Here is a 15,000-nt window from a genome sequence, read left to right on the forward strand (position 1 = left end):
CTATGATGCCTCATGCATGCAAGGCGGAGGATCGAATGCGAGTTGCGCCCGAGATTGTTCTGACGGAAGACGAACGAAGCGAACTGTTGAAGCTGACAACCTCACGGCTCACAAGCGTCAGGTTGTCGCAGCGCGCCCAGATTGTGCTGCTGGCTGCCGAGGGCATGCAGAACCTGCAGATTGCGGAACACTTGGGCATCGGTCGGATTCAAGTGGCACGGTGGCGTGGGCGCTATGGTCAGATGCGGCTTGCCGGGATCGAGCGCGACTTGCCACGGGGTGCGCCGCCGAAGAAGGTGGAGTTGGCACAGTTGGTGGAGCTGACCACGCAGAGCAAACCCGAAGCGGCTACGCACTGGAGTAGCCGCAAGATGGCGGCGAAACTGGGCGTTCACGCGACCACCATCTCGCGCCATTGGAAGGCGGCCGGACTGAAGCCGCATATCGTGCGGGGTTTCAAGGTCTCGCGCGATCCGAAGTTTGTCGAGAAACTTGAAGACATCGTCGGTCTGTACATGGCCCCGCCTGAACACGCCCTGGTGCTGTGCTGCGACGAGAAGAGCCAGGTTCAGGCACTGGATCGCACACAACCGGGATTGCCGTTGAAGAAGGGGCGGGCGCAAACCATGACTCATGATTACAAGCGCAACGGCACGACGACCCTGTTCGCCGCACTCAACGTGCTCGATGGCCAAGTCATCGGCCAATGTCAGCAGCGCCATACCCACGCCGAGTGGTTGAAGTTCCTGAAAAAAATCGACCGCGAAACGCCCAAGGACAAGACCTTGCACCTGATCGCCGACAACTACGCCACGCACAAGCATCCTGTCGTGCAGGAGTGGCTGGCCAAGCACCCGCGCTTCGTCATGCATTTCACCCCCACCTCGGCGTCTTGGCTCAACATGGTCGAACGCTTCTTTCGTGACATCACCACCGAGCGACTTCGCCGCGGGGTCTTCACCAGCGTTCCCGAGCTCATCACCGCCATTGATCAGTACATCGCTCACCACAACACTGAACCCAAGCCCTTCATCTGGACCAAGAGCGCTCGCGACATCCTGCAAAAGGTCATCCGCGCCAACAGCCGCTTAAGTTCCAAACAAAATGCAGCACTACACTAGAACACGCCGATCTGTCCGAACCACGCCGTCGCTGCGCTGGCGCCGAGGAAGACCGCGGCGTGGAAGGCGGCGATCCAGCGGTACTGGCGGCCGATGCGCTCGGGGTCGAGGTCCGAGATCAGGTACAGGCGGCCGTCGCTCGGGCTGCGCATCAGGTGCAGCTCGGGGGCGGCGAGCGCCTCGGCCTGGCGCTGGCGTACCTCGCGGCACGCCTGGGCGCGGGCGAGCTCCCACTCGCGCAGGTCGATCTCGCCGTCGCCGTCGAGGTCGAAGCGCTGCAGCAGGGCGGGACGGTCGGCCTTCCAGGCGGCGAGCAGCTCGCGCACCTCGGCCGCAGTGTCGGTACGCACGTCGGCGCTGCCCAGGGTGGCGAAGTCGCCGATCAGATAGAGCTTGTCCTGCGCGATCAGCGACCACTGCGTGTAGCGCAGGTCGTCGCGCACGAACACATCGCGTCGCCGCACCAGCATTTCGGCGCCGTCCGGGTCGACTACGCAGCGCGCGCTGCCGTCGTCGAGCAGGAACGAGGCCTCGCTGGTATCGGTGCTCACCGCCTGCCACTTGCCGTCGCGCTGGCGGCGTTCGATCCGCAGGCGGTACCACAGCACCGGGAGCGCGTTGACCGGTGACAGCAGCGGGATGCCATCGAGCGGGAGACCACGGCCGCGCAGCTCGGTGTAGCCCTGTGCCGCCGAGGCGATGCGTGCGGTGGGGGTGTCGGCGATCAGGCGGGCGTGTCGTAGCGCGCGCAGGGTGCCGAGGAGCCCGGTGGCGAGCAGCACGGCGAGTGCGGCCAGGCTGCCCGGTCCGGGGCCGAGGCGCAGCGCGAACGCGATCGCACCGAGCTGGATGGCCGGAAGCGCGAGGTCCGCCCGAAGGTGGCGAAGGTGCACGAGCATGATGGGATGTCGGATGGTGCAAACACCCGCAGGGAGGGTGGGGCGGCGTGCGAGGCGGAGCGATCGCCGCCAGGGTCGGGTGCCCGCCGAGTGCTGGCCCGGTCCGTCGCCACCATCGATCGCGAGGAGGGCTGCACGAACGCTCAGTGGCTGAACAGCGCCTTCAGGTCCACGTCGGCCTTTTCCCCGACGCTGAACTGCAGCAGCGGCTGCTCGGTGTAGCCGAGCGGGCGCGCGATCAGCAGGTCGGGGAACTGCTCGATGCGCACGTTGTGCACATTGACCGCCTCGTTGTACCACTCGCGGCGGTCGGCGATCGCGTTCTCGAGCGCGGTGATGCGCGTCTGCAACTGCATGAAATGCTCGTTGGCGCGCAGCTCGGGGTAGGCCTCGGCCACCGCGAAGATCTGCCCGAGCCCGGCGCGCAGCAGGTTCTCGGCGGCGCCGAGCGCGGCGACGTCGTGGGCCTCGCGCGCCTGGGCGACGCGCGTGCGCGCCTCGGTCACGCGCGCGAGCGTGTCCTGCTCGAACTGCTTGTACTGCCGGCACACCTCGACCAGCTTGGGCAGCTCGTCGTGACGCTGCTTGAGCAGCACGTCGATGTTGGCCCAGGCCTTGGCGATGCCGTGCTTGAGCTGCACCAGGCCGTTATAGGTCACCACGCCGTACACCAGCGCGAGGACGACGAGGCCGAGGAAGACTGCGCTGCCGATGCTCATTGCGGGGACTCCGTTGCGAATGCGGGCATCTTATACTCGCGCCCTCGCCTCACGTGTTGCGCATGCCACGGTGGCGACGAATCGCCCCCCTCGCAGCGGAAATCCCCATCTTGTCCCTCCCGTCTTCCTCCCCTCCGGCCACCGCCTTCCTGCGCCGCCCCGCGGTCGTCATGGCCTGCGGCGCGCTGATCCTCACGCTGGCCATGGGCGTGCGCCACACCGGCGGCCTCTTCCTGCAGCCGATGACGCTCGACCACGGCTGGTCGCGCGAGCTGTTCTCCTTCTCGATCGCGCTGCAGAACCTGCTGTGGGGCGTGTTCCAGCCCTTTGCCGGCGCCTTCGCCGACCGCCACGGCGCCGGCCGAACCCTGGTGGGGGGCGCACTGCTCTACATCCTCGGCCTGGTGATCATGGCCTACGCCGACAGCGCGCTCGGCCTCAACCTCGGCGCCGGCCTGCTGATCGGCATGGGACTCTCGGGCACCACCTTCAGCGTGGTGCTGGGCGTGATCGGGCGCATGGCCGCGCCGGAGAAGCGCAGCCTCGCGCTCGGCATTGCCTCGGCCGGCGGCAGCTTCGGCCAGTTCGCGGTGCTGCCGGTGGGGCAGGGGCTGATCACCGCCTTCGGCTGGCAGGACGCGCTGCTGTGGATGGCGGTGGGTATCGCCTTCATCATCCCGCTCGCCGCCGCGGTCACCGGCACCAGCGAACGCGGCGGCGGCGTCGAGCAGTCGCTGCGCCAGGCGCTCGCCGAGGCGATGCGCACACCGAGCTTCCACTTCCTGTTCTGGAGCTTCTTCGTGTGCGGCTTCCAGACCGCCTTCGTCATGCTGCACCTGCCGGCCTACGTGGTCGACATGGGCCTGTCGGCGAACATCGGCATGACGGCGGTGGCGATGATCGGGCTGTTCAACATCTTCGGCTCCTTCCTGTCGGGCTGGCTGGGCGGCCTGTACAGCAAGAAGTGGCTGCTGGCGTGGATCTACGCGCTGCGCATCGTCGCCATCCTGGCGCTGCTGCTGTTCCCGCTCAGCCAGCTCACGCTCTACGTCTTCGCCGCGGTGATGGGCCTGCTGTGGCTGGGCACGGTGCCGCTCACCAGCGGCCTGGTCGGCTGCATCTTCGGCCTGCGCTACGTCGGGATGCTGTACGGCATCGTCTTCCTCGGCCACCAGATCGGCGGCTTCCTGGGCGCCTGGCTGGGTGGACGCATCTTCGACCTCAGCGGCTCGTACGCGATGGCGTGGTGGCTGTCGATCGCGCTCTCGGTGATGGCGGCGGCGCTGTCGCTGCCGGTGCGCGAGGCGCCGCTCGCACGGCTGGCGGCGCGATGAGGAAGGGGCTGCTGCGCCTGGCGCTGGTCGTGCTGGCGGCGATCGTGCTCGCCCTGCTCTTCGCCGCCTACCAGCAACCGGCGCTGCTGCTCGACTTCAGCAACCTGATCCTGCTCTGCGGCTGAAGCGGTCTGGCGCAGGTGGGCGGGGCGGCGCCCTCTCCGCTTACTCCGCCTGCGCGTCCGGCAGCAGGCGGGCGCGCAGCTCGGCCGGCACGCCCAGGCGCTGCAACAGGCTTTCGCGCGGCTGGTGCAGCAGGGCCTCGAGTTCGGCCAGATCGTCCGCCAGCGTCGGGCTGGTCCAGCCGCGCGCCTGGTGGCGGGCGAAGCGGGTGGCGAGCGTGATGGTGCGCACGCGCGGGTTGTCCGCGTGGGCGTCGTCGAGCAGTCCGGCGAGCAGGCCCGGCAGTCGCCAGGCGTCGATCAATGCGTGCTGCAGCTCTGCTGCGCTGACACCGAACACCTCGCGCTGCACTTCGGCCGCAGAACGTGCGGGCTCGGCCTGGCGGCGCGCGATCGCCTCCAGGGTCAGCGTCGGCGCATGGATTGCGCACACGATCTCGGTGGCCTCGCGCAGCAGGGTGGCGACGGTGATCTCCTGCACCTCGTGATCGCGCCGCATCGTCGCGAACTCGCGCGCCAGGGTGGCCGCGCGGCGTGCGCGCGCGATCAGCTTGAGCACCACGACGAGCGCCTTCGGGTGCGCCGCGAGCGTATCCTCCACGGTGGGCAGATCCGAAAATGCGTTGAAGAACGGCTCCACCCCGAGCATCAGCACCGCGCGCTCGATCGTGGTGATGTCGTGGTTCTGCGAGGCGCGCCGGTTCGACTCGAGATGCGTGAGCAGGCGCAGGGTCATCAGCGGGTCGGCGAGCACCACCGCGGCGATCTCGCGCGCGCCCGGCGGGTGCTCGGCGCCGCGCAGCTCCTCGAAGGCGCGCGCGGTGTGGCGCAGGACGGGCAGCCCGGTGCGGGTGAAGGCGGCGATGTAGGCTTCGGACGAGGGCAGGGGCTTGGGCAGCAGGGGCATCTTCGCGGTCTCTGGCGCGGTCGGTGTGGCCGTGGCGCGGCGCACGGAATCAACCCGGATTGACGGCCGCCGCGGCGCGAACTTGAGGCGGGCGTGCCCTCTTCGGGCAGATTCCAAGTTGCGGCTATAATTATGAATCAGCGCGGCCGCGGGGCTGCCCGCCACATCGACAGGAGACTCCCGGATGAATCCCTTCAAGGCCTTCGTGATCGACCAGGACGAGAACCGCAAGGTGGTCGCCGGCATGCGCACGATGAGCGCCGATCAGCTTGACGCGGGCGAGGTGACGATCCGCGTGCGCTACTCCAGCATCAACTACAAGGACGCGCTCGCCGCGACCGGCGCGGGCAAGATCATCCGCCGCTTCCCCTGCGTGGGCGGCATCGACCTGTGCGGCGAGGTGGTCGACAGCACCGACGCGCGCTTCAAGGTGGGCGATCCGGTCATCGCCACGAGCTTCGACATCGGCGTGGCCCACCATGGCGGCTACGCCGAGTATGCGCGCGTGCCGGCGGGCTGGGTGGTGCCGCTGCCGGCCGGGCTGGACCTCTTCGAGGCCATGGCGCTGGGCACCGCCGGCTTCACCGCCGCGCTCGGCATCGTGCGCATGGAAGACAACGGGCTGGCGCCGGCCAACGGGCCGGTGATCGTCACCGGCGCCACCGGCGGCGTTGGTGCGCTGGCGATCGACATGCTGGCGCGGCTCGGCTACCACGTGGTCGCGCTCACCGGAAAGGAGTCCGAGGCGGACTATCTGAAGATGCTCGGCGCGGCCGAGATCCTGCCGCGTTCGTCCATCGACTTCGACAAGGTGCGCCCGCTCGAGGCTGCGAAGTGGGCCGGCGCGGTGGACAACGTCGGCGGCCAGATCCTGCACTGGGTGCTGGCGACCATGAAGCAGGCCGGCACCGTGGCCAGCATCGGCAACGCGGCGAGCTTCAACATCGACACGACCGTGTTCCCGTTCATCCTGCGCGGCGTCAGCCTGCTCGGGGTGGATTCGGGCTACATGGGCTTCCCGACCCGGCAGCGGGTGTGGGATCGCCTCGCCACCGACCTCAAGCCGCGCCACCTCGCCGCGATCACGCGCACCATCGACTTCGACGCGCTGCCGGGCGCCTTCGACGACTTCATCCACGGCCGCGTCAAGGGCCGCAGCGTCGTGCGCATCGGCGCCTGAGCCGAAGGCCGCCATGGACCAGGGTGCGCCGACGACGGACGAGGACGGCAGGCTGCCGCGCATCCTCGTCGTGGACGACTCGCGCATGGTGCGCGCGTCGATCGTCAAGCATATCCGCGGCCGCTTCGAGGCGCGCGAGGAGCCCGACGGCGAGGCCGCCTGGGAGGCGCTGCTGGTCGATCCCGCGATCGAGATCGTGCTCACCGACATCGGCATGCCGCGCCTGGACGGCTACGGCCTGCTCGAGCGCCTGCGCGCCTCGAAGCTGCCGCGCGTGCGCGACCTGCCGGTGGTGATCATCTCCGGCGACGAGGACGAATCCGCGCGTGAACGTGCGCTCGCGCTCGGAGCCAACGGCTTCGTCGCCAAGGGCACGGGCGGGGTCGAGCTGCTCGCCACGCTGATGTCGCTGCTGCGCCTGTCCAAGGCGCAGGGCGAGCTCGAGCGCAGCCGCGCCGCGCTCGAGCGCCAGAGCCCGGTCGATCCCGAGTCGGGGCTGGCGACCGAGGCCTATCTCGAGCACCACGGCGCCCAGGCGGTGGCCGAAGCGCGCCGGCGCCAGGCCGATATCGGCGCGATGGTGATCGGCATCGACCAGTTCGACGAGCTCGTCGCGCGCTACGGCGTGCAGGTGGTGCAGCTCATCCTGCGCAAGCTCGGCAAGCTGGTGAGCGGGCGCATCCGTGCCGAGGACACCTTGTCGCAGCACGGCCAGGCCTGCTTCGCGCTGCTGTCGCCCGGCATCGACCGCGTGTCCACCTGCGCCTTCGCGCTGCGCCTGCGCGAGGGCGTCGAGAAGCTGGTGATGGCCTACCGGGACGAGCGCATCCGCGTGACCTTGAGCATCGGTGTCGCCAGCGCGGTCGCCGATGGTCGCGAGGCGATCGGCGAGCTGCTCGCGCTCGCCCAGGAGCGCGCCGATCAGGCGCGTGCTGCGGGTGGCAACCGCGTGGTCGCCGAGGGCGGCGAGGTCGACCCGGCCGCGATCGAACGCGAGCTCGCGCGCATCCCCAGTGTCGATGGCGCGCTGCGCCTGCTGCGTGCGGGTGCGCGCGACGAGGTGGCCGGGCAGCTGCCCGCGCTCGTCGGGGCGCTGCTGCCGCTGCTCGAATTGCTAGAATCCAGGCTTCAACCCGGACTACCGCTCGCAAGACTCCGCGAGTTCCACGACAAGGGCGGGGGCGGATGAGCGGACGGCCGCCGCAGCTGCGGCGCCGCCCGAAAGTGGCGTGCAAGCGGGCTTCGATGCGCTGTCCCGGCGCGCAAATGCCCGTCGCACGTCGAGTACGACAACACGATCATTGAAGGCAGAAGGGAGAGGAAGCAATGAGCGATTACCAGCAGTTCCACCGCCGTTCCATCGAAGACCGCGACGGGTTCTGGGCCGAGCAGGCGCAGCTCGTGCACTGGAACAAGCCCGCCGAGCAGATCTGCGACTATTCCCGGCCGCCGTTCGTCAAGTGGTTCAAGGGCGGCGAGACCAACCTGTGCTACAACGCCGTCGATCGCCACGCCGCCGCGCGCCCGAACGACCGCGCGCTGGTGTACATCTCGACCGAGACCGACGAGGAGAAGGTGTATTCCTTCGCCGAACTGCAGCGCGAGGTCGAGCGCATGGCGGCGATCTACCAGGAGCTCGGCGTCAAGCGCGGCGACCGCGTGCTGATCTACATGCCGATGATCGCCGAGGCGGCGTTCGCGATGCTGGCCTGCGCGCGCATCGGCGCGATCCACTCGGTGGTGTTCGGCGGCTTCGCGGCCGGCTCGCTCGCCACCCGCATCGACGACGCCAGGCCGGTGCTGATGGTCAGCTCGGACGCCGGCATGCGCAACGGCAAGCCGGTGCCCTACAAGCACCTGGTGGACGAGGCCTGCAAGCTCGCCGAATTCCCCCCCGCCAAGGTGCTGATCATCGACCGCGGCCTCGACAAGGGCTTCGCGAAGGTCGCCGGCCGCGACGTCGATTACGCCGAGCTGCGCGCCAAGCACATGGACGCCCAGGTGCCGGTCGTGTGGCTGGAGTCCTCGGAGCCGAGCTACATCCTCTATACCTCCGGTACCACCGGCAAGCCCAAGGGCGTGCAGCGCGACACCGGCGGCTACACCGTGGCCCTGGCCGCCTCGATGAAGCACATCTTCACCGGCGGCGCGGGCGAGACCATGTTCTCGACCTCGGACATCGGCTGGGTGGTCGGCCACAGCTACATCATCTACGGCCCGCTGCTCGCCGGCATGGCCACGATCATGTACGAGGGCACGCCGCTGCGCCCCGACGCCGGCATCTGGTGGCAGATCGTCGAGAAGTACAAGGTCACGGTGATGTTCTCCGCGCCCACCGCGGTACGCGTGCTCAAGAAGCAGGACCCGGCCTTTCTCAAGAAGTACGACCTGTCCTCGCTCAAGCACCTGTTCCTGGCCGGCGAGCCGCTCGACGAGACCAGCCACCAGTGGATCATGGAAGAGCTCGGCATCCCGGTCATCGACAACTACTGGCAGACCGAGACCGGCTGGCCGATGCTCGCGATCTGCCGCGGCGTTGAACAAAGCCCGATCAAGCTCGGCTCGCCCGCCTTTCCGGTGTATGGCTACGACCTGCGCATCTTCCGCGAGGACGGCACCGAGTGCGGCGCCAACGAGAAAGGCATCGTCGGCATCGTGCCGCCGCTGCCGCCGGGCTGCCTGTCGACCGTGTGGGGCCAGGACGACCGCTTCGTCAGCACCTACTTCAGCCTGTTCACCGAGCCGGTGGTTTACTCCTCGTCCGACTGGGGCATCAAGGACGACAAGGGCTACTACACCATCCTCGGCCGCATGGACGACGTGATCAACGTCGCCGGCCACCGCCTCGGCACCCGCGAGATCGAGGAAGCGGTGCAGACGCACCCGGCGATCGCCGAGGTGGCGGTGGTGGGCGTGGCCGACGAGCTCAAGGGTCAGATGCCGATGGCCTTCGCGGTGGTCAAGAACGCCGCCGACGTCGACACCCCCGAAAAGCGCGCCGCGCTCGAGAAGGAGGTCATGAAGAAGGTCGACGAGAGCCTCGGTGCGATCGCGCGTCCGGCGCGGGTGCACTTCATCGGCGGCCTGCCCAAGACGCGCTCGGGCAAGATGCTGCGGCGTTCGATCCAGGCCCTGGCCGAAGGGCGCGACGCCGGCGACCTGACCACGATCGACGATCCGAGCACCCTCGAGCAGATCAAGGCGGCGCTCAAGAGCTGAACGCGCTTGCCGCGCTGCGGTCCGTCCCGGGACCGCAGCGTTGAAAAGGCCTGCGGCCACGGGCGATGCTCCGTGGCCGCAGGCCTTTTGTTTCATGTCCGGGTGGCCGGGACGGACTACCCGGTGTGCGTGGCGGGCGAGCCCTGCTGGCCCTTGCCTCGTCGGGTCTCGTCGAATCCGCGCCCGATCTCCGCTCGCACCAGGTGCCACAAGGGGTGCAGGATGGGGCGCATGTTGCGGATGATCTCCTCGACGTGCATCACCGAGGGGATGCGCCGTCCGCGGTGCTCGATCGGCTGCCCGATCTGGATGACTTCCACGCCCAGCTTGCCGAAATGCGCCGCGAGGCGCGGCTCGGTGAGCACGAATACCGAGTCGATGCCGCTGAGTTCGGCCAAGGCCACGGCGCCCAGCAGCAAGCTTGTCGGCACGAATGGGAAGCGCGGCCGCTCCCCGTCGGAGAAGTCCGAGTTGTCGATGTGCACCGGGGTGTGCTCCTCGCCGCGGCGGCGTCGGTAATCCCGATGCACCGCGAGCCTCGAGATCTCGGCGATGCGCTCGCGTGGAAGCCTGGCCGGATCGATGATCGACCGATCCAGGGCCGCGGCGCAGGAGACCTCGAAGGGCAGGGGGGCGGCAGGGTCCCTCGGATTCGTCAGGACGACCCGGGTGCACCCGACCGGCCGGAACGGCTCCGTCGCGGTCCGGAGCAGGCAATGGACACTGTGGGCGTCGTAGTGGTCGATCTCCCGACCATCCGGACGCGTGCTCTCGAACTGCAGATCCTCGCAATACACGCTGTGGCGGATGCGGAAAACCTCGTCCCTGAGGCCGTCGTCGAGAGCTGCGTCGATGCGGAAATACTTGCTGAACCCCTCGCCGAGGTTGAGGCGGTCGATGAGCTGCATGGTGGCGTACCTTTTTGAATTTCAGCTGCGTTGCCGCAGCGCTTCCACGAGCTCCATCCGCGATACCCTGCGGGCTGGGAAGATCGCGGCCAGCGCGGTCGCCAGGACGCCGATCAGGAAGGCGGAAGCCAGGTTGACCGCGTCCAGGCGGATCATTGCGGTGTATCCGGTGTTGGCGCTCGGCGGTGGCGGCATCGGAATCCCGATCGCGGAGATCGCGAGTGCCAGCCCGACCCCGATGACGACCCCGAGCGTGCCACCGATCAGGCCGAGGAAGGTGTTTTCCAGCAGGATCAGGCGAAATATGTCACGTTGGCGGTTACCGAGGGCCTGCAAGGTACCGAACTCGCCCATGCGCTCGAAGGCGCTCATGTTCACCGTGTTCGCCACCGAGAGCAGGACCATCACCAGGATGATCACCTGCAGCACCCCGAACTGGCGGTCGTAGAGCTGCAGCGTCTTCTCGTAGAAATCCGACAGCTGCTTCCAGCTGAAGGCTTCGAGCCCGCTGCCGGCGAGCTTCGCCTGGATCGCGATCAGCGCGGCGTCGGTGTCGCGCGTGTGGTGCAGCGTCACGACGAGCTGGTTGGCGCCCGCGGTGGCGAGGAGCTCCTGTGCTGCGGCGAGCGGGATGCGCAGCGCGCGCGCGTCGAAATCGCGCGAGAAGCTCTGGAATATGCCGACCACCGTGAGGTCCACGGTGTTGAGCGCCCCACCGGCCGTATTCACGAGCAGGGTCACCTGATCGCCGACCTTCAGCGCGAGCGACTGCGCCACGCCCTGGCCGACGATCATCCCGAAGGCGTCGGTATCGCTCAGCGGCCTTCCGGAGAGCATCTTCAGGAAGCTGCCCAGCCTGGCCTCCTTCTCCGGTTCGATCCCCTCGCCGATGATGGCGAGGTCGCGCTTGCCGTTGTTGAGCAGGCCCGAGAAGCTCAGGCGGCTGGAGACGTCGCGCACCTGCGGCGTGTTCGCGATGCGGGCAGCCAGGGGCGCAGGATCGTCGATCAGGTAGCGGTCCGGCTGGCGGCTGCCCTTCTCGCGAAAGCCCTGGCGAAACACCTGGACATGTCCGGTCTCGGATTGGATGATCGCCTCGCCGAGCTGCACGAAGATGTCCTGCACGAAGCCGCCGGACAGGATCAGCCCGATCACGCCGAGGACGATCGCCGCCAGCGTGATCATGCTGCGGACACGCTGGCGGAAGACATTGCGCAGGGCGAGCTTGTTGAGCATGGTCTCAGGTCTGGTGACGCAGTGCGTCGACGATGTTCATTCGCGATGCCTTCCACGCCGAAGGAATGCCGGCGAGCAGGGTGGTGAGGAAGGCGAGCAGGAAACCGTCGAGGGCGAGTGCGGGTGAGATCGCGATTTCGGCGACGTAACCGCGGGACATGCCGGGCGGCGGTGGCATCGGGATGCCGATCGCCGAGATGAGTTGGCCGAGCGCCAGCCCGAGGCTGACGCCGAAGACTCCGGCGGCGAGCCCGAGCAGCGCGCCTTCCCACACGAACAGCGCCAGGATGCCGCGCCGCCGGACGCCGAGGGCCATCGAGGTGCCGATCTCCGTGGTGCGTTCAATGACGGCCATGGACAGCGTGTTGGAGATGCTCAGCACCACGATGAGGGCGATCATCAGGCGGACCACATTGACCTGGGTGTCGAAGAGCTCGACCGTCTTGGTATAGAAGTCGGCGAGCTCGATCCATGGCGTGACCTCGAAGCGATCCGCCGGCAGCAGGCCGCGCAGGGCACGGACGGCGGTGTCGGTCTGTCCGGTCTCGCTCAGCAACACCACCCAGCTCGTCGCGCCGTCGACCCGCATCAGGCGCCGGGCGACCTCGATCGGTGCGCGCAGCGCGGTGTCGTCATAGGCCTTCGAGGTGGTCTGGAATGTTCCCGCGACGGTCAGCTCCACCGCATTGACACCGCCACCCGGCGTGTTGCCGAGCAGGACGATGCGGTCCCCAGCGTGCGCGCCCAGGTTTGCGGCGAGCCCTTCGCCGAGCACGACCGAGTCGGGCCCGCCGGCGCGCAGGTCGCTGCCTTCCATCACCGTGATCGCCCAGCTCAGCGGCGCCTCGGCCTCGGGCTCGACACCCTCTCCGATGAAGGAGATCGTCGTGTCGTCCTTGCTCAGCAATCCGGTGAAGGCGAGCCGGGGCGCGATGGTGAGCACCTCGAAGCCGTCTCCGGAGGCGACCACCGAGGTGTCCTTGTCGAGCAGGAAACGGTAGGGATCGCTGATACCCTCGCGGAAATAACCGGGACGCGTGATCTGGACGTGGCCGAGCTGGGACTGGATGGCCGCCTCGCGCATCGCCCACAGCACCCAGTTGATGAAGCCCCCCGCCAGCAGGAAGGACACCACGCCGCCGCAGATGATGGCCAGGGCAAGCAGCGTCCTGCGCCGATGCCGCAGCAGGTTGCGGGCGGCGATGCGGGCCGGCTGGCCGGATCTTGCGGGGAATGCTTGCCACATGAGCATGCGCGCGTCAGGTTCGGGTTGATATCATAGCCTCTGGGCCCAAACGGATGAAGGAACTCATTGATGAGCGGTCTTTTCGCATACGAAGCCGCCTTCTCGCGCAACCTCGGCTGGGTCACGCAGGCCGAGCAGGCGGCCCTGCGAGGGAAGCGGATCGCGATCGCCGGCATGGGCGGGGTGGGCGGCGGGCATCTGCTCACGCTCGCCCGGCTGGGGGTGGGGTCGTTCTCGATCTCCGACTTCGACACGTTCGATCTGGCGAACTTCAACCGCCAAGCCGGAGCCTTCGTGTCCTCGCTCGGCCGGCCCAAGGTCGAAGTCCTCGCGGCGATGGCGGCGGACATCAACCCGGAGTGCGAGCTGCGCGTGTTCGGGGAAGGCGTCTCCGCGGGCAACCTCGAGGACTTCCTCGGTGGTGCCGACCTCTATGTCGACGCGCTCGACTTCTTCGCCTTCGACATCCGGCGCGCCGTGTTCGCGGCCTGTCACCGCATGGGAATCCCCGCGGTCACCGCCGCACCGCTCGGGCTGGGGGCGGCGGTGCTCGTGTTCCAGCCGGACGGGATGTCGTTCGAGGAGTATTTCCAGCTCGAGGGCTGCGACGAGGAGGAAATGGCGGTGCGTTTCCTGATCGGGCTCTCGCCCGCGATGCTGCAGTTCGGCTATCTCGCCGATCCCTCGCGGGTGAACCTGGGCGAGCGGCGGGGGCCGTCCACCGTTGCGGCCTGCCAGCTGTGTTCCGGGCTGGTGGCCACCGAGTCGCTCAAGATCCTGCTCGGACGCGGCGGCGTCCGCAGTGCGCCGCGGGGCTATCAGTTCGATGCCTACCGCAACCGCCTGGCGAAGACCTGGCGGCCGGGCGGCAATCGCAACCCCTTCCAGCGCTTCGTGATCTGGATCGCGAGACGGCAATTGATGAAGATGAAGCGGGCGGAGAGGGCGGATGGCCGATCGTGAGACCCTGATGCGGATCCTCGAACTCGGGCGTTGGGCGCCGAGCGGAGACAACACCCAGCCCTGGCGTTTCGAGATCGTGGACGACGAGCGCATCGTGGTGCATGGCCACGACACCCGCGCGGACTGCGTCTACGATTTCGCCGGTCGCGCCAGCCAGCTTGCCCACGGTGCGCTGCTCGAGACCTTGCGCCTCGCCGGCGGGCGCTTCGGGCTGTCCATGCGCTGGTCGCTGCGCACGCCGGTGGTCGAACACGCACCGGTCTACGAGCTGGTGTTCGCGCCCGGTGCGGCGAACCTGGCTGATGATCCGCTGCAGTCGTGCATCGAGAGTCGCACCGTGCAGCGTAGGGCGATGCGCACGACGCCGCTCGAGGACGGCGATCGCAGGGCGCTGGAGGCCGCGGTCGGTACCGACTACACGCTCACCTTCCTGGAAGGCTTCGGCGAGCGCCTTGCGGTGGCGCGGCTGCTCTGGGACAACGCCTACCTCAGGCTGACCTGCCCGGAAGCCTACAAGGTGCACCGGGCGATCATCGAGTGGCGCGCCCGTTACAGCAAGGACCGGATCCCCGAGCAGGCGGTGGGCGTCGATCCGGCAACGGCGCGGCTGATGGAATGGGTCATGCAGAACTGGTCGCGCGTCGAGTTCTTCAACCGCTACCTGCTCGGCACGGTGGCGCCACGCATCCAGCTCGACGTGCTGCCCGCGCTGGCCTGCGCAGCGCATGTGCTGATGCGGCCGCGGCGCTCCATGGACGGACTCCTGGGCCATGTCGAGGCGGGGATCGCCCTGCAGCGCCTGTGGCTCGCTGCGAGTGCGCGCGGTCTGCTGCTGCAGCCGGAGATGACGCCGGTGATCTTCCGGTGGTACGCGCGCAGCGGCACCTCGATCTCGGCGCGAGCCTCGATCGACGAGGGCGCGCGCCGGCTGGCCGGGCGCTTCGAACATCTGGTGGGGGCACGCGAGGGCGAGCCTTTCGCGTTCTTCTGTCGGATCGGACGCTCGGCGACCCCGCGTTCGCGCTCGCTGCGATTGGATCTGGACGAACTGATGACGGGGCCGCGATGACGTGCTGCGCGACCGGGAGTCCGGCGCGCGGATGGTTGGCGTGCGCGCGCGCGGACCACAGCGCGAGCGCCGGGAGG

At 68.4% G+C, this 15,000-nt stretch carries 14 protein-coding genes; 8 read left to right on the plus strand and 6 right to left on the minus strand.

What is annotated here, in order from left to right:
- Positions 1-35 precede the first annotated feature (35 nt).
- A complete protein-coding gene (locus PO78_RS15840; RefSeq protein WP_043745586.1) occupies positions 36-1,121 on the plus strand; it encodes an IS630 family transposase in 1,086 nt (361 codons plus the stop codon).
- Here the strand turns inward: PO78_RS15840 and PO78_RS15845 are convergent.
- Positions 1,118-2,020, minus strand: coding sequence for a hypothetical protein (locus PO78_RS15845; protein ID WP_043745090.1), 903 nt, complete (start codon positions 2,018-2,020; stop codon positions 1,118-1,120). The genes PO78_RS15840 and PO78_RS15845 overlap by 4 nt on opposite strands.
- A 143-nt stretch (positions 2,021-2,163) precedes the next feature.
- Positions 2,164-2,739 carry a LemA family protein gene (locus PO78_RS15850; RefSeq protein WP_043745095.1) on the minus strand — a complete coding sequence of 192 codons (576 nt, stop codon included), beginning with the start codon at positions 2,737-2,739 and terminating at the stop codon, positions 2,164-2,166.
- Between the two features lie 110 nt (positions 2,740-2,849).
- Between PO78_RS15850 and PO78_RS15855 the strand changes: the two genes are divergently transcribed.
- Both PO78_RS15855 and PO78_RS23570 read left to right on the plus strand, forming a co-directional pair.
- The gene (locus PO78_RS15855) at positions 2,850-4,073 is read left to right on the plus strand and encodes an MFS transporter (RefSeq protein ID WP_043745098.1); all 1,224 of its coding nucleotides are present in this window, start codon (positions 2,850-2,852) and stop codon (positions 4,071-4,073) included.
- Entirely contained in the window at positions 4,070-4,198 is a 129-nt protein-coding gene (locus PO78_RS23570) for a hypothetical protein (protein WP_269429759.1), read from the plus strand. Before PO78_RS15855 ends, PO78_RS23570 begins: the two co-directional genes overlap by 4 nt.
- Positions 4,199-4,238: 40 nt before the next feature.
- Here the strand turns inward: PO78_RS23570 and PO78_RS15860 are convergent, their stop codons facing one another.
- Positions 4,239-5,102: an HDOD domain-containing protein gene (locus PO78_RS15860; RefSeq protein ID WP_043745101.1), complete on the minus strand. Its 864-nt coding sequence runs from the start codon at positions 5,100-5,102 to the stop codon at positions 4,239-4,241.
- A 184-nt stretch (positions 5,103-5,286) separates the two neighbouring features.
- Between PO78_RS15860 and PO78_RS15865 the strand changes: the two genes are divergently transcribed.
- The 3 genes from PO78_RS15865 (at position 5,287) to PO78_RS15875 (ending at position 9,501) form a co-directional block, all read left to right on the plus strand.
- The gene (locus PO78_RS15865; protein WP_043745104.1) at positions 5,287-6,282 is read left to right on the plus strand and encodes an oxidoreductase; all 996 of its coding nucleotides are present in this window, start codon (positions 5,287-5,289) and stop codon (positions 6,280-6,282) included.
- Between the two features lie 13 nt (positions 6,283-6,295).
- Complete coding sequence (locus PO78_RS15870; RefSeq protein WP_043745106.1) at positions 6,296-7,471, plus strand: GGDEF domain-containing protein; 1,176 nt, start codon at positions 6,296-6,298, stop codon at positions 7,469-7,471.
- Between the two features lie 137 nt (positions 7,472-7,608).
- Complete coding sequence (locus PO78_RS15875; protein ID WP_043745109.1) at positions 7,609-9,501, plus strand: propionate--CoA ligase; 1,893 nt, start codon at positions 7,609-7,611, stop codon at positions 9,499-9,501.
- Between the two features lie 116 nt (positions 9,502-9,617).
- Here PO78_RS15875 and PO78_RS15880 read toward each other — a convergent pair whose 3' ends face one another.
- Genes PO78_RS15880 through PO78_RS15890 form a run of 3 tightly spaced genes read right to left on the minus strand, consistent with a single transcriptional unit; the run spans position 9,618 to position 12,891 of the window.
- Complete coding sequence (locus PO78_RS15880) at positions 9,618-10,409, minus strand: PEP-CTERM/exosortase system-associated acyltransferase (protein WP_043745111.1); 792 nt, start codon at positions 10,407-10,409, stop codon at positions 9,618-9,620.
- Positions 10,410-10,430: 21 nt separating this feature from the next.
- Positions 10,431-11,645: an ABC transporter permease gene (locus PO78_RS15885; protein ID WP_043745115.1), complete on the minus strand. Its 1,215-nt coding sequence runs from the start codon at positions 11,643-11,645 to the stop codon at positions 10,431-10,433.
- A 4-nt stretch (positions 11,646-11,649) separates the two neighbouring features.
- The gene (locus PO78_RS15890) at positions 11,650-12,891 is read right to left on the minus strand and encodes an ABC transporter permease (protein WP_043745589.1); all 1,242 of its coding nucleotides are present in this window, start codon (positions 12,889-12,891) and stop codon (positions 11,650-11,652) included.
- 69 nt (positions 12,892-12,960) lie between these two features.
- On the opposite strand from PO78_RS15890, the gene PO78_RS15895 reads away from it, so the two are divergent.
- A complete protein-coding gene (locus PO78_RS15895) occupies positions 12,961-13,854 on the plus strand; it encodes a ThiF family adenylyltransferase (RefSeq protein WP_043745118.1) in 894 nt (297 codons plus the stop codon).
- A complete protein-coding gene (locus tag PO78_RS15900) occupies positions 13,841-14,923 on the plus strand; it encodes a nitroreductase family protein (protein WP_043745121.1) in 1,083 nt (360 codons plus the stop codon). Before PO78_RS15895 ends, PO78_RS15900 begins: the two co-directional genes overlap by 14 nt.
- Positions 14,924-15,000: the final 77 nt, after the last annotated feature.

Source organism: Thauera sp. SWB20 (genome assembly GCF_000831325.1).
Classification (GTDB): Bacteria; Pseudomonadota; Gammaproteobacteria; order Burkholderiales; family Rhodocyclaceae; genus Thauera; species Thauera aminoaromatica.